This window comes from Kaistia defluvii (assembly GCF_040548815.1).
Lineage (GTDB): Bacteria > Pseudomonadota > Alphaproteobacteria > Rhizobiales > Kaistiaceae > Kaistia > Kaistia defluvii_A.
This window is the reverse complement of sequence record NZ_JBEPSM010000003.1, coordinates 1-16,650: the sequence shown is the minus strand read 5'-3', so window position 1 is coordinate 16,650 and position 16,650 is coordinate 1. Positions and strand designations below refer to the sequence as shown.

At 67.3% G+C, this 16,650-nt stretch carries 12 protein-coding genes; 6 read left to right on the top strand and 6 right to left on the bottom strand.

Annotated elements, in window-relative coordinates:
• Positions 1 to 14: 14 nt before the first annotated feature.
• The 4 genes from ABIE08_RS16950 to ABIE08_RS16935 all read left to right on the top strand — a co-directional run bounded on the left by ABIE08_RS16950 (position 15) and on the right by ABIE08_RS16935 (position 5,336).
• On the top strand, positions 15 to 986 hold the full coding sequence (locus ABIE08_RS16950) for an ATP-grasp fold amidoligase family protein (RefSeq protein WP_354552868.1): 972 nt from the start codon (positions 15 to 17) through the stop codon (positions 984 to 986).
• A 136-nt stretch (positions 987 to 1,122) separates the two neighbouring features.
• Entirely contained in the window at positions 1,123 to 2,370 is a 1,248-nt protein-coding gene (locus ABIE08_RS16945) for a D-amino acid dehydrogenase (protein ID WP_354552867.1), read from the top strand.
• Between the two features lie 463 nt (positions 2,371 to 2,833).
• Complete coding sequence (gene rnk / locus ABIE08_RS16940) at positions 2,834 to 3,250, top strand: nucleoside diphosphate kinase regulator (protein WP_354552865.1); 417 nt, start codon at positions 2,834 to 2,836, stop codon at positions 3,248 to 3,250.
• 40 nt (positions 3,251 to 3,290) lie between these two features.
• A complete protein-coding gene (locus ABIE08_RS16935) occupies positions 3,291 to 5,336 on the top strand; it encodes a bifunctional DedA family/phosphatase PAP2 family protein (RefSeq protein ID WP_354552863.1) in 2,046 nt (681 codons plus the stop codon).
• Here the strand turns inward: ABIE08_RS16935 and ABIE08_RS16930 are convergent.
• The 5 genes from ABIE08_RS16930 to ABIE08_RS16910 all read right to left on the bottom strand — a co-directional run bounded on the left by ABIE08_RS16930 (position 5,296) and on the right by ABIE08_RS16910 (position 11,033).
• A complete protein-coding gene (locus ABIE08_RS16930; RefSeq protein WP_354552862.1) occupies positions 5,296 to 6,258 on the bottom strand; it encodes a nucleoside hydrolase in 963 nt (320 codons plus the stop codon). The two genes, ABIE08_RS16935 and ABIE08_RS16930, sit on opposite strands and share 41 nt — an antisense overlap.
• A gap of 88 nt (positions 6,259 to 6,346) precedes the next feature.
• Positions 6,347 to 7,261, bottom strand: coding sequence for an ABC transporter permease (locus ABIE08_RS16925; protein WP_354552860.1), 915 nt, complete (start codon positions 7,259 to 7,261; stop codon positions 6,347 to 6,349).
• Positions 7,258 to 8,349: an ABC transporter permease gene (locus tag ABIE08_RS16920; RefSeq protein ID WP_354552858.1), complete on the bottom strand. Its 1,092-nt coding sequence runs from the start codon at positions 8,347 to 8,349 to the stop codon at positions 7,258 to 7,260. Before ABIE08_RS16920 ends, ABIE08_RS16925 begins: the two co-directional genes overlap by 4 nt.
• On the bottom strand, positions 8,346 to 9,872 hold the full coding sequence (locus ABIE08_RS16915) for an ABC transporter ATP-binding protein (protein WP_354552857.1): 1,527 nt from the start codon (positions 9,870 to 9,872) through the stop codon (positions 8,346 to 8,348). The genes ABIE08_RS16920 and ABIE08_RS16915 overlap by 4 nt, the downstream gene beginning before the upstream one ends.
• Positions 9,873 to 9,914: 42 nt before the next feature.
• Positions 9,915 to 11,033, bottom strand: a complete 1,119-nt coding sequence (locus ABIE08_RS16910; RefSeq protein ID WP_354552855.1) for a BMP family ABC transporter substrate-binding protein — start codon at positions 11,031 to 11,033, stop codon at positions 9,915 to 9,917.
• 264 nt (positions 11,034 to 11,297) lie between these two features.
• Here ABIE08_RS16910 and ABIE08_RS16905 point away from each other — a divergent pair, with 264 nt between their 5' ends.
• Positions 11,298 to 12,293, top strand: coding sequence for a LacI family DNA-binding transcriptional regulator (locus ABIE08_RS16905; protein WP_354552853.1), 996 nt, complete (start codon positions 11,298 to 11,300; stop codon positions 12,291 to 12,293).
• 59 nt (positions 12,294 to 12,352) lie between these two features.
• Here the strand turns inward: ABIE08_RS16905 and ABIE08_RS16900 are convergent, their stop codons facing one another.
• Positions 12,353 to 13,222 carry an isopenicillin N synthase family dioxygenase gene (locus tag ABIE08_RS16900; RefSeq protein ID WP_354552851.1) on the bottom strand — a complete coding sequence of 290 codons (870 nt, stop codon included), beginning with the start codon at positions 13,220 to 13,222 and terminating at the stop codon, positions 12,353 to 12,355.
• 320 nt (positions 13,223 to 13,542) lie between these two features.
• On the opposite strand from ABIE08_RS16900, the gene ABIE08_RS16895 reads away from it, so the two are divergent.
• Positions 13,543 to 16,092 (top strand): DNA translocase FtsK, encoded by a 2,550-nt coding sequence (locus ABIE08_RS16895; RefSeq protein WP_354552849.1) that lies wholly within the window; start codon positions 13,543 to 13,545, stop codon positions 16,090 to 16,092.
• Positions 16,093 to 16,650: the final 558 nt, after the last annotated feature.

Here is a 16,650-nt window from a genome sequence, read left to right as displayed (position 1 = left end):
CGGAAATTCTGCGCATGCCGAGTCGCCTGCTGGCCCGTTCGATCGACGCGTCGCTCCATGCCACGCATCGCAAGGCGACCCGCGCCTTTCGCGCCGAGATCGGCCAGCTGCCCCGCGTCGCGCTGCCGGTCAGCTATAGCGACAAGATGTTCTGGCGCCGGGTATTCGACCGCAACCCGGCCTTCATAGCCCATTGCGACAAGCTGCAGGCCAAGCGCCTGTTCCAGCAGCAGGACGTCGCGGTGGCGGAAGTGCTGTGGCAAGGCACGGATCCTGCCGATCTGCCTGCCTCGCTGCGGGATGCGGAGGTTGTCGTGAAGATGAACGCCGCCTGCGACCGCAACTGGTTCTTCCGCCATCGGCGCGGCGACGCGGCCCTCTTCCTCGCCACCTGCCAGGGCTGGCTGGAGCAGACCTTTGGCGTCGAGGCGCTCGAATGGGCCTATGGCATGGCGCCGAAGCGTCTGTTTGCCGAACGCGCCATCGCTCCGGATCCGCGCGCCATCGACGAGATCAAGGTCCATCTCTTTTCCGGCGAGGTGTTCTACGCACTGATTTATCGGGGCGAGAAGACGGAGGATGGCCGGTCGGGCATCTTCGATGCGGCGGGACGCCGGCTGCGCGTCACCAACTCCACCGTCGCGAAGGATCCCGGCCGCGCGCTGCCAGCGCAGTACCGCGTGCCGGATTGCTATTCTCGCGCGATCGCGGTCGCGCGGCGGCTGGCGGAGGGGACGGACTATCTGCGCGTCGACTTCATGGTGGTCGACGGCAAGCTCTATGGCGGCGAGATCACGCCCTATCCCTCGGCCGGGTTGATGACCAATTCGGATCCCGCCGTGCTGGCGCAGATGGGGCGTTGCTGGGATCTCCGGCAGTCGTGGTTCCTCGCCACGCCGCAAACGGGCTGGCGCGCCCTCTACCAGGCGATGCTGCGCCGGCATGTCGAACGGCTGGGTGTCGATCCGATTCCGGAGCTCGCCTGAGCGATCTGCGGCGTCCTCGTCCGGGAGCCGCAACGACCGCTTGATCGGCGGCGCGACTTCCGCTTGAACGGTAGCGGCGCTGCTCGGGCGGCGGCCGGAATCGCCCGGATTCCGGCGATGAGAATTCGGGGAAGCAATGCGCATAGTCGTGCTCGGCGCCGGCGTGATCGGCGTGACGACGGCCTGGTATCTGGCCGAGGCCGGCCATCAGGTCACGGTGATCGAGAAGAACCCCTCGGCCGGGCACGGCACCAGCTATGCCAATGCGGCGCAGATCTCGCCGGCGCTTTCCTCGCCCTGGGCCTTTCCGGGCCTGATCGGCAAGGCGGCGTCTTGGATCTTCGCCAAGCATGCGCCGCTGATCGTCAGCCGCATGCCGGATCTCGCCATGAGCCAGTTTCTCTGGCGGATGTGGCGCGCCTCCAGCCTCGAGCAATATCTCGCCGCCAAGCGCAACATGGTGCGGCTCGCCGAATATTCGCGCGACTGCACCGACGCCATGCGGGCCGAGATCGGCATCGAATATGACGGTCGCCAGAAAGGGCTGATCGTCGCTTTCCGCGAGGCGGCGCAGGCGGAGGGCTACCGGCGCGACCTCGCCGTGCTCGACGAGCTCGGCGTTCCCCATCGCAGCCTCGGCCGCGACGACCTGCTTTCGCTGGAGCCCAACATCGATCCCGCCAGCGGGGTGGTGGGCGGCGTGCTGCTGGAAACCGATCAGACCGGCGACTGCTTCCTGTTCACCCAGGCGCTGGCGGAGCGATGCGCGGAACGGGGCGTCAGTTTCCTCTACGGCCAGGCCGCCGAAAAGCTGGTCATCGAACGAGAAAAGGTCATCGGCGTCGTTGCCGGGGGCAAGACGATCGAGGCGGATGCCGTGGTCGTGGCGCTCGGCATCTGGTCGAAGGGCCTGCTGGAGCCGCATGGCGTCAAGGTGCCGATCTATCCGGTGAAGGGCTATTCGCTCACCATCGACGCGCATTCGGATGCGGTCGGCCCGGTCAGCACCGTCTCGGACGAATCGATGAAGGTAGGCCACACCAATCTGGAGAACCGCATCCGCGTCGGCGGCACGGCGGAACTCGCCGGCTATGATTTCTCCCGGCCGGAGAAGCGCTATGAGGGGCTGATCGCTTCGCTCCGCATGCTGTTTCCCAAGGTGCCGCAGGCGGCGATCGATGCGGCCGAGCGCTGGTCCGGCCTGCGTCCCGTCACGCCGGATGGCCCGCCGCGCATTGGCGCCTGCCGTTATCCCAATCTCTATCTGAACAGCGGCCACGGCACGCTGGGCTGGACCATGGCCTGCGGCTCCGGCAAGGCGCTCGCCGACCAGATCTCGGGCCAGCGCCCCGAGGTCGATATCGCCTCCTTCGCGCCGCGCTAATGCCGACATTTCTCCCGCAGGCGCCGTTCGGCTCGGACGCCGCCTGTCGGGGACCTTATGGTGCTGTCTGCGAGCCGGCCGGGAAGCCGTGCCGGTGTTTCACGTGTGACACTCGCCGGGTTTGACTTTCCTGCCAGTGTGCTTATGTCTTGAGCACCATGCTGAGCCATTCGACCTTTCGCCGTTTCCTGCACCACGCAGGTCTTCTGATCGCGGGACACTAGCCCCGGGTTCGGCGTGCGCCTTCGCCCCGGACACGGGGCTGCTGCCAGCATGACTGCTCATTCAATCCATTCCATCCGACTCGATCGCCATGCATGATTGCGCAAGGAGATCCTGGGAAGCCGCTACCGCCCTTCGCCGCCGAGCGCTGCGGGAGGGGCGGGCTCTGCATCGGATTATTCCCGGGACGATCGCCGCTTCAGCGCGAGCCGTCCCCGACCAAACCTTGGAGACCATCGCCATGACCACCCGCAGCGCCAGCCGCGCGAAGCCCCGGATCACCATCCTCGCTGCCGATCACGAGCGGCTTTCGACGCTCGCCCGCGCGGCCACGCACACGGTTCCCGATGTCGCGGCGGTACTGACGGAGGAACTCGACCGTGCGCGGATCGTCGCCGATGGCAAGCGGGCCCATCCCTTCGTGCGAATGGGCCATGAGGTCGAGTTCCGCGACGATACGGCCGGTACCGTGCGCAAGGTGACGCTGGTCTATCCGGAAGACGCCGATATCGGCCAGGGCCGCATCTCCGTTCTGACCCCGATCGGCGCGGCGCTGATCGGCGTCGGCGTCGGTGAATCGATCAGCTGGGAAACCCGCAATGGCGACATCAAACGCCTGACCGTCCTCCAGATCGGCAACACCGAGGCTGCCGCCTGATGCAGTGCCGGGCCCATCCAGGTCGCGGCCGGACGCTGTCATGAACGATTGGCTGCAGTCCTTCATCGACCTGGTTGCCCAGCACCCGCATTGGGCGGGCCTGCTCGTCTTCGTTACCGCCATGGCCGAATCGATCGCGGTCATCGGCATGTTCGTGCCAGGAACGGCGATCCTGATCGCCATCGGGGCGGTGGTCGGCCTGGGGGATCTGCCGCTTTGGCCGGTCCTGCTCTGGGCGACGCTCGGCGCGATCGCCGGCGATGGCGTCTCCTACTGGCTTGGCCATCGCTACAAGGAGCGGATCCGCGCCACCTGGCCGCTCCGCGAGCGACCCGAGCTGTTCGACAAGGGCGAGGCGTTCTTTCATCGCTTCGGCGCGATGAGCGTGGCGATCGGCCGGTTCGTGCCCGGCGTTCGCGCCATCATTCCGGTGGTGGCCGGAGTCGTCGGCATGAAGCCTCTGCGCTTCTATGTCGTCAATATTCTCTCGGCCCTTGTCTGGGCGCCGGCCCATATCCTGCCCGGCGCCGGCATGGGACTGGCGCTCGGCGTGCTCGGGTCGATCGCCGGACGGCTGGTCGCCCTCGTCGTCGGCGCGCTGATTCTGGCGGGCCTCGCCATCTGGGCGCTCCATCTCGCCATACGCTGGATCGCCCCCAGCCTCGCGCGGCGCTATCGCCATTTCGTCGTCGGCTGCAAGCGGCGCGGCACATGGCTCGACCGCGCCGTCGTCTATGTCCTCGATCCCGACGATCCCGGCACCTCGACGCTGATCGTCATGGGCATCGCTGCGATCGCGCTGGCGCGTGCCTTTGTCGGTCTCGCCGAAGACGTCTTCATGCGCGAGCCGATCACCCGCATGGATGCCGCGATCTCGACGCTGGTACAGGGCTGGCGCACGCCGGCGTTCGACAAGGCGATGATCGCCATCACCAGCGTCGGCGACGGCGTCGTCATCACCGCCGTGCTGGCCGCGGCCGCGCTCTGGATCCTGTCGCATGGCAAGCGAAAGCTGGCCGGCGGGCTGGTCGTGACCCTGGCGCTGGCGGCGCTGTCGGTCCCGCTCCTGAAAAGCGTGCTGCTCATTCCCCGGCCGATCGATCTCTATTCCGGGGCCGATGCCTTCAGCTTCCCGAGCGGCCACGCCACGTCCACCGCCGCGCTTTATGCCTCGATCGCCTGGCTGGCGACGCATCATGCAGCCCTGCGCTGGAAGATCGTCGGCTTCGGGCTGGCCGGGCTGCTGATCGCGGCGGTCGCCGCCTCGCGCGTCTATCTCGCCGCGCACTGGCCATCCGATGTGCTGGCCGGCCTAATGCTGGGATCGGCGCTGGCGGCGATCTACGCGCTGGTGTTCCGCCGCACCGATATCCGCGCCATGCAGCCCTGGCGGTTCGCCGCCGTCGTCGTGGTGGCGCTCGCCGTTGCGGGCGGCGTGCGGATCTACCTGCATTTCCCGACCGCGCTCGAGGCCTACCGGCCGCGCATGCCCGAAACGACCTTGGTCGAGGCCAACTGGCTCGACGGCGGCTGGAGCACGCTTCCGGCGCAGCGCTGGGAGCTGGACGGCTCCGAGGGCGGCGCGCTGCCGCTGCAGGCCGATGTCGATGTCGTGGCGTTGCGTGCCGCGCTGGTCGGCGCCGGCTGGCAGGAAGCCCCCTCGGGGGATGCCGTCGCCATGGCGCGGTTCCTGTCGCCGGATGCGACGCTGGCGCAATTGCCGCCCTTGCCGCTCACCCATGTCGGCCGCTTCGCGGCACTGACTTTGGTGCGCCCGCTCGGCCCCGACAGCCGGCTGGTGCTGCGCTTCTGGCCAACGACGAATCTCGCCGTCGATGACGCGGCCCGGCACCCAATCCATCTCGGCGCGGTGACGCGGGAGACGATCCGCCACCCGCTGCGCCTCGTCACGTTGCTGCATGACGAGGAAGTTCCGCCCGCGGAGCAGCTGGCTGCCGTGGGCGAGCTTGCCGGCATCGACGCCCAGCCGCACAGCCTCGGCGACCGGCGGGTCGTGCTCCTGACCCTGCCGGCGCCGGTCGCGCCTATGCCCCGCGGAGAATCGTCTGGCGGTACAACGCCTTGAAGCGCTCGGCATCGACCTCGGTGCAGATCTTGTGCGAAGGCCGGTTGTCCCAGTCGCCGGGCGGGAAGGCGTAGCCATCCGGCTTCTGGATGGTCTGGCCGATCGCCATGCCCTCGGTGATGACCCGGATCGCGCCGCTTCGCGTCGTGAACAGGGTGGGATCGATCAGATAGGCCACGGCGGAGGAATCGTGCACGAACATGTTCGGCACGCCGGCCGCGTGGTGGAAGGCGACATAGAAGCGGGTGATGTCCCAGATGAACTGGCCGGCTTCGCCGCCGTCGCGTGCCAGCGCTTCCAGATATTCGGTCGTGAGCTGCGTGCGCTGGGTGACGTCGAGTCCGACCATGGTGATCGGCCAGCTGCCGCCCGTCACCTCGTCGGCGGCGAGCGGATCGCCGATGATGTTGGCCTCGGCTGCCGGCGTGACATTGCCGTGGTTGCCATGGAAGCCGAAGGCGCCGCCCATGATGACGACCTGTTTCACGAGGCCGGCGATCTCCGGGTCCTCGCGCAGCGCCAGAGCCAGATTGGTCATGCGGCCGACCGCGACGATGGCGATCTCGCCCGGGCTTTCCCGCACGAGGTCGATGATCAGCCGGTGCGCCGGGCGCGGGTCGACCGTCTTGGCGATGGTATCGGGCAGCGGGATATCGCCCAGCGCGTTATGGCCATGGACGTAATGCGGCGGCTCGCCGGCCGGGCCGACCAGCGGTGTGGCCGGGCCCTGCGCGACCGGAACGTCGATGCCGAAGCGCTCGGCCAGGTAGAGCGCGTTGCGGGTGGTCGTCTCGATCGTGCCGTTGCCCAGCGTCGTCGTGATGCCGACCAGCTCGATTTCCGGCGCGTGGTGCAGGAAGAGCAGCGCCATGGCGTCGTCGACGCCGGGATCGGTGTCGAAGATGACCTTGGTCTTGTTCATGCGGAGAATTTCCTTTGGCTGTCGGTCCCGTCCGGCCGGGATACGGCGGTCGGGCAAGAAGGGAAGGGGTGGCGCCTTCGCCGGGGAATCACGCCCGCGCCAGCTGGCGCTGGCGGCGGCGGGCGTGGACGACGAGGGCGATGACGGGGACAAGATAGGGCACGGTCTGCATCAGCTCGCTGGGCAGGCCGGCGCCCTGCAGCGCGATCGACGCCGCCTCGGCGAGGCCGAGCAGCAGCGAGGCGAACATCGTGCCCGACGCGCTGCCATGGCCCATCACCTCAGCGGCGAGTGCGATGAAGCCGCGGCCGGCGCTCATGTTCTGCGAGAACCAGCTGACATAGCCCATCGACAGGAACGCGCCGGCCGCGCCGGCGAAGACGCCGGACGTGACCAGCGCGCCGATCTGCACGCGGCGGACATTGATGCCGGCAATGGCCGCCGATTCCGGATTTTCGCCGACCGCGCGCAGCCGGAGACCCATCGGCGTGCGCATCAGGAACAGGCCGACGCCCGGCACCGCCAGGAAGGCGGCATAGGTCAAAATGTGATGGCCGGATAGCAGCGTGCCGAGCACCGGAATGCCGGCGATGACGGGGATGGTGAGATGGGGCAGCACCTTGCTCGACAGCGAGCCCGACATCCCCTTGTCGCCCGTCAGCATGAAGAGCAGCAGCGTCGTGCCAGCGGCGGCCGCCATGTTGAGGGCGATGCCGGACAGGATCAGGTCGGATTTCAGCACATGCACGGCGAAGGAGAGAAGGGCGCCGAGCAGCCCGCCGGCTATCAGCGCGGCGAGGAAGCCGAGCGACGCGCTGCCGGTCGCGGCGCTGACCACGACGCCGGCAAAGGCGCCGGTGAGCATCATGCCCTCGACGCCGATATTGAGCACGCCGGCGCGCTCGGAGATCAGCACGCCAAGGGCTGCGAGCAGGATCGGCGTGGTGACGCGCAGGATGGCCGGGATGAAGGTGATGAGGGAAGCGAGATCGAAATCGGTCATGCGACGCTTCCCTCGACGGCCTTGGTTTCCTGGGCCGGGCTGGCGGCCGGCTTCTTGCCCGCGACGAGGCGGATCAGGCGTGGGTTGCGCATGATCGCCTGGGCGGTGACGACGATCAGGACCAGCGCCTGGATCAACCCGACCGCCTCGCTCGGCACGTCGAAATTGCGGGCGATCAGGTCGCCGCCGACCTGCAGGTAGGAGAGGAACAGCGCGGCCGGGATCAGCAGGATCGGGTTGTCGCGGGCGAGGATCGCCACGACGACGCCGGTCCAGCCATTGCCGGGCAGCGACTGCCAGGAGAAGCGCTGGTAGAGGCCGAGCATCTCGATGCCCCCTGCGCCGGCGGCGATCAGGCCGCCGATCACCTGCGAACGCAGCAGGATCGAGCGGATCGGCAGGCCGAGATGGGCGGCGAAGCTCGGATTGGAGCCGACGATGCGCGCCTCGAAGCCGGCCCGCGTCATGAACAGGTACACGGCGCCGAGGCCACAGGCGGCGAGCGCGATCAGCGTGCCGAGATGGATGCGTGTGCCGGTGATGAGCTTCGGCAGCTTGGCCTCGGCCGGGATCTTGAACGACACCATGGCGCCGGCGGCGGGATCGCGCAGGAAGTAGTTGACGACGAACAGGCCGATGAACAGGGCGGCGAAGTTCAACATCAGCGACGAGACCAGTTCGGACGCGTCATAGCGCGCGCGCAGATAGCCCGGCACGGCGCAGACGCTGGACCCGACGACGGCGCCGACGAGAATGCCGACCGGCGCCATGGCGAAGGCGGGCAGCGGCACCAGCAGCACGGTGGCGACCGTGGCGAGGCCGCCGAGGAAGAACGCGCCTTCGACGCCGAGATTGAACATGCCGGCCCGGAACATCACGGCGACGGCGAGCCCGCACATCATCGCCGGCGTCGCCATCTCGATGATGTTGCCCGTATGGCGCGGATTGCGGAACGGGCCGAACACGAAGGTATCGAGCACGGCGAGCGGATCGGGAAGGCTCATGGCGATCGGCACGAGCACGATGCCGACGACTAGAACCAGCAGGATGGCGGTGATGACGAAGGACGCAAAAGCGGAGCGGATCATGCGGCGCTCTCCAGCCCGAGCATGTAGGGGCCGAGCCGTTCCGGCGTCAGGCCGGGTTCGTTCTCCAGCCGGGCGACGATACGGCCGGCATAGAGGATGACGATGCGGTCGGAGAGGGTCAGCAGTTCGTCGAGATCGGCGGTGATCAGCAGTACCGCGCCGCCCTTGGCCGCGAGCTCGGCGAGCCGCTCATGCAGGAAGGCGGCGGCGGCGACGTCGATGCCGCGCGTCGGCTGGTCGGCGATCATGAAATGCGGCTCGGTGGCGAATTCGCGTGCCGCGATCAGCTTCTGCGCATTGCCGCCAGAAAGCGCAGAGAGCGGCGCGTTCGGGCCCGGGCAGCGCACCTTGTAGCGCGCGATCATCTCCTCCGTCCGCGTCTCCATCGCGCGGCGCTTCAGGAAAGGGCCGGTCGAAAAGGCGGCAAGGCGGTGGGCGCCGGCCATGGCGTTCTCGACCAGCGTCATGCGCTTCGAGCCACCATCCTGGAACCGGTCGGCCGGCAGGTGGGCGAGGCCAAGCCGGCGCAACGCCGCCGTGCCGAGGCCGGCGGACGGCTTGCCCTCATAGGTGATGGCGCCGGTCGTCGGCTGGGCGCGGCCGGTCAGCAGCGAGACGAGGCCGCGCTGGCCGCTGCCATCGACGCCGGCGACCCCGAGGATTTCGCCGGCATGCACGGTCAGGTCGATGCCCTCCACGCGGTCATTGGCGTCGCGGGCCTTCAGATGAACGCCGGTGACGACGACGCGTGGCGCGCCGGAGGACCGGCCGCCGCGCTTCAGCGCCGGGCCTGCCGCCTGGCCCATGACGAGCCGGGCGATCGCCTCGTCGTCGATGGCGGCCAGCGGCGCGTCGCCGACAAGCTTTCCCGCGCGCAGCACGGTGACATGGCTGGCTAAGGCGCGGACCTCGCGCAGCTTGTGCGAGATGAAGAGGATGGTGAGGCCCGCGGCGCGCATGTCGCGCAGCCGGTCGAACAATTCCTCGGTCTCGGGCGGGGTCAGCACGGCCGTCGGCTCGTCGAGGATCAGCACGCGGACGTCACGCGACAGCGCCTTGAGGATTTCGACCTTCTGCTGCGCGGCGACGGAGAGCGTGCGTACCGTCGCGTCCGGGTCGACGGCGAGATTGTAGCGCCGGGACAATTCCTCGACCCGGCGGCGTGCGGCCACCCGGTCGAGAAACGCACCCCGGCGCGGCTCTTGGCCCAGAACGATGTTCTCGGCGACGGAGAGCGAGGGCACCAGCGAGAAATGCTGGTGAACCATGCCGATGCCCCTTTCGGCGGCGACGCGGGGCGAGGCGATCGCCACCGCCTCGCCATCCAGCTGAATCGAACCCGATGAGGGCTGCTCGAGGCCGAACAGGATCTTCATCAGGGTCGATTTGCCGGCGCCATTTTCGCCGCAGACGGCATGGATGACGCCGGGCCGGATCGCGAACGACACGTCGTCGAGCGCGAGGGTGCCGTTGCCATAGGTCTTGGAGATGCCGGCAAAGGCGATAAGGGGCCGATCGGTCATGCGACCTCCAGGGCTATCGGGCAGGGCTTCGGAAACGAAGGCTCAGGGGCGAACGCTGTCGCGCAGCGCGTTGAGCTTGTCCGTCTCCAGGCCGAAGGCCGAGGTGACCTTGATCGAACCGTCGATGATGCCGGCGCGGGCCGTCTCGATCTGCTTCTTCAGATCGTCCGAGGCGAGCGTCTTCATGTTGCCGGTCTCGACCAGGCCGACGGCATTTTCCGCCAGGCCAATGGCTTCCACCTTGCCGACCGGCAGCTTTCCTTCCAGGAACAGGTCGTAGGTGCGCAGGATCGAGACGTCGATGTTCTTGACCATCGAGGTCGCCACCTTGGCGGCCATGGCCGGGTCGCTCTCCTTGAAGATCGCTTCCTGGTCGGAATTGACGCCGAGCGCCCATTTGCCGACATCCTTGGCGGCGGCGAGCTGGCCGAGGCCGGTCAAGCCGGCGACGTTGAAGCCGATCGCCGTGCCGGTGCGGTACTGCGCCAGTGCCAGTTCCTTGCCCTTGGCGGCGTCGTTGAACGAGCCGGCATAGGAGATCGCCACCTTGATGTCCGGATTGACCGACTTCGCGCCTTCGACATAGCCGGTGAGGAAATCGTTGATGACGGGGATGTCCATGCCGCCGAGGAAGCCGATCGACGTGCCCTGGTCGGCGGGAATGGTGCCGTCCTTCAGCAGGCCGGCGGCGAGGATGCCGGCGAGGTAGGAGCCCTCATTCTGCTTGAAGACGACGGAATAGACGTTGTCATAGCCGCCCTTCTCATAGGGCATGACGCCATCGACGAGCACATAAGTCTGGTCGGGATGGTTCGGCGCGACCTCGCTCAGGATGTCGGCGATCTCGAAGGTCGACGAGACGATCAGGTCAAAACCCTGCTCCGAGACGTCCTCGAAGGTCGGCAGCCACTTGGTCTGGTCGGTGCCCATCTCGATGACCTTGGTCTCGACCGCGTCACCGTATTTCGCCTTGATCTGCTTCATGCCGGCGGCGCCGAGATCGAAGAAGGACTTGTCGCCGAGATTGCCGTTGACGAGGAAGACCACCTTCTTCGGGCCATCGGCCAGGGCAGCCCCGGTCGAGGCGGCGAGGCCGAGCGTCGCGGTCGCGACGGAGGCGAGAAGAAGGGTGGAAAGGCCCCTGCGGGTGATATGCGCCATGATCTGGGTTGTCCCTGCTCGTTGTTCGCTCTGGTTCGGGCGGATTTTCTTGGCCGGTCGCCACGGCCCGGATGACGACCGAATTGAAATCAGTTAAACGTTTTCCATGAGCTTAATCGAGGTTGTCGGCGCGTCAAGACGATTTCTCAGGCGAACATCGCCGAAGAAGCGGGCAGGGAAGGATGCGACGATGCGTGCCTCGGTGGCCAAGGGACTGGACAGGCGGCGACGAGACGGCATGATCGCGCGAATGGGGTGGCGGGCATGAGCACGATCAAGGATGTAGCGGCGCTGGCGGGCGTATCGATCGCCACGGTCTCGCACTACATGAACAAGACCAAGGCGGTCAGCGAAGCGACGGCGGAGCGCATCGGCAAGGCGATCGCCGATCTCGACTACAGCAAGGATTCGATGGCCGCTTGGTTCAAGACGGCCCAGGTCCCGGTCATCTTCCTGGCGGCGCCGCACGCCGATACCTCGTTTTTCGACGACGTTTCGGCGGCGATCGAGGCGCGTTTCGAGCGGCACGATCTGAGCGTGTTGCGGGTGCAGATCGCGACGCTGGAAAAGATGCGGCGCGGCGGCGCCCTGGCCTCGCTGCTGCAGCGCGCGGCCGGCGTCGTCGTGCTCGGCCATTCCGATGAATGGATCGAGGACGAGGCGACGCTGGCGGCGCAATTGCCCTGCGTGATGCTGAACTGGGACCGATTGGCCGAGTTTCGCGAGCAGGGCCTGGTCGAGCATCTCGACCTCGGCGCCGAGATGGCGCTGACCTATCTGGCCGAGCGCGGCCACCGCGACATCGGCCTGATGACCGGCCCGAGCCTGCCGCGCGCGCAGGGATTGCTGGCCGGTTCGCGCAAGGCCGCCGCACGCCTCGGCCTCAATCTCGACCCGCGCTGGATGGTCGAGACGGGCTATGATTTTCCCGATGCGCGCGACCGGGCGCGGGCGATGCTGGAGAAATCGCCCCGGCCGACGGCCGTCTTCACCTATGGCACACAGTTTGGTTTCGGCGTGCTGCAGGCCGCCTACCAGCTCGGCATCAACGTGCCCGGCGATCTCTCGGTGCTGAGCTATATCGACTGCAAGCAGACGGAGCAGTGCGCACCGCGCCTCACCACCGTATCGCCCTCGATTCCGCAGATCGCCACCCATGTCGTGGCGCGGATTCTCACCCTGATGACCGATCCCGAGGCGAGCGACGTCACCTCGCTCGACGTCGAGCTGACCGAGCGCGACAGCGTGCGCGCGATCTGACGGGCGCCAGGATAGGGGCGGGCCATTCGGACTGACCCCTATCCCGCGAGCCTGGAGCTCTATTTGACGCCGAGCTGGCGCAGGCGCTCGTCCATGTAGGATTCGGCCGTGTAGCGCTCCGACAGCACCACGTCCGGGCGCGGCTGCAAAAACAGCGGAATCGAGACGCGCGAGCGGCGGGCGCCGTCGCCGGAGGGGTTCACCACGCGGTGCGTCGTCGATTTGTAGAAGCCGCCGGAAGCCTCCTGCAGCATGTCGCCGACATTGATCACCAGCGTGCCGAAATCGGACGGCACGTCGGCCCATTCGCCGGTCGCGGTCCGTAACTGCAGGCCGCGTTCGTTCGACGCCGGCAGCACGGTCAGCAGGTTGATGTCCTCATGCGCCGCCGCCCGCACGGCGCCGGGCTCTTCCTCGCCGGTCAGCGGCGGATAGCGCAGGATGCGCAGCAGGGTCGCCGGACTGTCCTCGATCATCTTGGCAAGTGGCATGGAGAATTTGGCGCTGACTTCCGGCGGCGTATGCGCCTCGACCCAGGAGAGCAGCTCGCCGGCGAATTCGCTGGCCAGCGCATAATAGCGTCGCGCCGCATCCGAGACCTCGGCCGGATAGCGCCCCCAGGGGAAGACGTGGAAAAATTCCTTGAGGTCGCGCTTGGTATTGCCCTTGGCCGTTTCCGAAACCGCCGAGGAAAAGAAGCCGTCATGCTTGGCCTTGTCGAAGGCATAGGCGTGCTTGGCGTCGCCGTTAAAGAAGTCGAGCCATTCGGCATAGACCTCCTCGACGAGGGCCTGCGGAATCGGATGGTCGCGAACGACGCCAAAGCCGGTGCGGTGCAGCGAATCGGTAAACAGAGCCGGCGCGGCGGGATCCTTGTAGGAGACAGCGGCGACGCCCTCCTGGCTGGCCGTCGGGTCGATCGTATCCATGCGCGAGATCCCTCCTGGATAAACGTTTAACTCTTCGGCTCCACGCCGATTTCATCAGCTTGCGTCGGCTCTCTCGTTTCGACAAGCGGGAAAATCGGGCCGGCATTTTCCCGCAATGCCGCGCTGGCCTCCGGGCCTGTTCAACAGCCGCTTCCCGCCGGCGTTGCGACGCCTGTCGGGCAGCCCTGTGGACCCCGTGCAACAGCGGCCCCGAATGGTGGATTGTCGGTCCGGCTCAAACCATTCGTTAACGCTGTTCTTCGTATTCCTGAGCGACCAGCAACGGTCGGCCAGACCGCGTACCAGGGTCAGCGACAAACATGCGTTCTTCCAATCGGCCTCCCAATCCTCTCGCCTTCATTCCCGCCGAACCGGCCGTGCCGAATTCGATGGATCGGGAGGCGCCCCGCTATGCCACTTCGTCCCGCGCGCCGGTAGCGCCCCCAGTTCCGCCGGCGCACCAGCCCGCGCCGGCCGCGCCCCGCGATGCGCCGGTGCTCGGCCCCGATGGCGAGCCGCTGCCCTCCTGGCTGCAGCCCTTCACCGCCGGCATGAACGCCCGCTTCACCCGCACGCCCGACTATCTGCGTCGCCCGCGCGGCTCCGCATCCGAGGGCGAAGGCGCGGATGGTGACGCGCCCGAGGCAGCGGCCCCGGTTGAAGCCATTCCCGAAGTAGTTGAAGTGGCCGTCCCCGAGGTGGTCGAGCCGATCGCAGCGTCGGTCGAAGCGCTGGTCGAACTGGCGCCGCCCCCGCCGCCGGCCGAGACGCCGGTTTCCGACGCCGACGCGCATCAGGCCGAGATCGTTGCCGCCGCGCGGCCTTCCAACATTCGCCGGCTCGAGCGCCTGATCCAGGTCGGCCGCGCCGTGCCGCCGCCGCGTGTCATCGGGCTCGAAGAGGCGCCCGTCGCCGCGCCGCGCATTCCGGCCGCCGACCTTGCCCCGGGCCGGGTTTCCCGTCCGGTCCGTCCGGAGCCCAAGGCAGAGGCGCCGGCAGCGCCCGCCATCGCCGAGGCGAAGCCCGAAGCGGTCGCGGCTCCGGTCTCAACCGTGCCGCAGATCATCGCCCCGGTGCTGCGCACGCCCGAAACCCTGCTGCCCGGTTTCGTCCAGGCCTCGATTCAGGTTTGGTTCGAATGGCCGATCTGGGTCACGCCGGCGCAAAGCCTGAGCGCCCGTTCACGGGAGCAGCGCCGCCTGCGCCGCGAGAGCTTCCTCGACTCCGTCGCCAGCGAGCCGGTGGAAGCGGCGGCGCCCCAGCCCGCTGCTGCAGCTCCCGTCGAAGTCGTTGCCGAGGCCCAGCCCGCGCCGGTTCGCGCCGAGACGGTGGTCAGCTTCCATGCCGGCGAGTACGAGTTGCCGCCGCTCGAGCTGCTGGCCGAGCCGCCCGTCACCGAGCCGCCCTTCGAGCTCTCGGCCGAATATCTCGACCAGAACTCGACGTTCCTGCAGCAGACGCTGCGCGATTTCGGCGTTCGCGGCGAGATCATCGACGCCAATCCCGGCCCGGTCGTCACGCTCTATGAGCTGGAGCCGGCGCCCGGCACCAAGTCGAGCCGCGTCATCGGCCTGTCCGGCGATATCGCCCGTTCGATGAGCGCGGTATCCGCGCGCGTCGCCGTGGTCGAAGGCCGCAACGTCATCGGCATCGAGCTGCCCAACCAGACCCGAGAAACGGTCTGGCTGCGCGAATTGATGGCCAGCCAGGATTTCGCCGAAGCCAAGGCCAAGCTCGGCCTCTGCCTCGGGAAGACCATCGGCGGCGAACCGGTGATTGCCGATCTCGCCCGCATGCCGCATCTCCTCGTCGCCGGCACCACCGGCTCCGGCAAGTCGGTCGCGATCAACACCATGATCCTGTCGCTGCTCTACCGGCACCGCCCGGAAGAATGCCGCCTGATCATGATCGATCCGAAGATGCTGGAGCTCTCGGTTTATGAGGGTATCCCGCATCTTCTGACCCCCGTCGTCACCGACCCGAAGAAGGCGGTCACCGCCCTGAAATGGGCCGTGCGCGAGATGGAGGAGCGCTACAAGAAGATGTCGCGCCTCGGCGTGCGCAACATTGACGGCTTCAACGTCCGCGTCGCCGAGGCTCGCGCCAATGGCGAGGTCATCACCCGCACGATCGATACCGGTTTCGACCGGACGACGGGCGAGATGACCCAGGAAGAGCAGGTGATGGACCTGACCCATCTGCCGTTCATCGTCGTGATCATCGACGAGATGGCGGATCTGATGATGGTCGCCGGCAAGGAGATCGAAAGCGCCGTGCAGCGTTTGGCGCAGATGGCCCGCGCCGCCGGCATCCATCTGGTGATGGCGACGCAGCGTCCCTCGGTCGATGTCATCACCGGCACGATCAAGGCCAACTTCCCGACCCGCATCTCCTTCCAGGTGACGTCGAAGATCGACAGCCGCACTATCCTCGGCGAGATGGGCGCCGAACAGCTGCTCGGCCAGGGCGACATGCTTTACATGGCCGGCGGCGGCCGCATCACCCGCGTGCACGGCCCGTTCGTGAGCGATCTCGAGGTCGAGCACGTTGTGGCGCATCTGAAGCGGCAGGGCCGTCCGGAATATCTCGACGCCGTCACCGCCAGCGACGAGGAGGCTGATGAGGCCGCCCCGGTCGAGGAAGACGTCGCCGTGTTCGACAAGAGTTCGATGGGCGAGGAAGGCGGCGACGCCTATGAGCAGGCGGTGGCCGTGGTGCTGCGCGACCGCAAGGCTTCCACGTCCTACATCCAGCGCCGCTTGCAGGTCGGCTACAACCGCGCCGCCTCGATCATGGAGCGGATGGAGCAGGAAGGCATTGTCGGCCCCGCCAACCACGCGGGCAAACGCGAGATCTTCATGGAGCGCTAGGGGCAGCGTGCTCTCCTGAGTCTCTGTACGCACACCTTCAAACGGCGGCCTTCGGGCCGCCGTTTCTGTTTCGCGGCATCCTTTTCTCAATCACCCCTTATGGGGGGCCGGTGGCCCACCCTCTGCATCATCCGGAGGTCCCGCCGCAGCCGGCCTCGAAGGACGCACGATCCTGGCATCAGCTGCCTTGCAAGGCAGGAGCCGGAAGTTCGCTCCTCGGTCTCCGGCTTCGGGTGCCGTTGATCCAGTCAATAGAGCGGTCCCGTATCGGCGGCCTCTGGCCTGCCCATCAACTCTCAACGAACGTTAATCTTTTCAGTCGCTTAGCTGTAAGCGGCGGGATCCCTAGGTTTCTCGTGGATCTGGCCGTGCCTTGTCCACAGGCGGCATTGCGGCTTTCGGAATGTGTTTCGGAAGGTTCGGATTTGGGTTGACGGTTGTTGGGTTGGGGCCTATAACCCGGCTCAAGAACGCGGGCGGCACCGCTGCCGGCGAACGGAAAACTCGTCTCTGAGTTTTGTTATTTGGGTGCTTGACGGGTTGTCTTTGGATGACTAG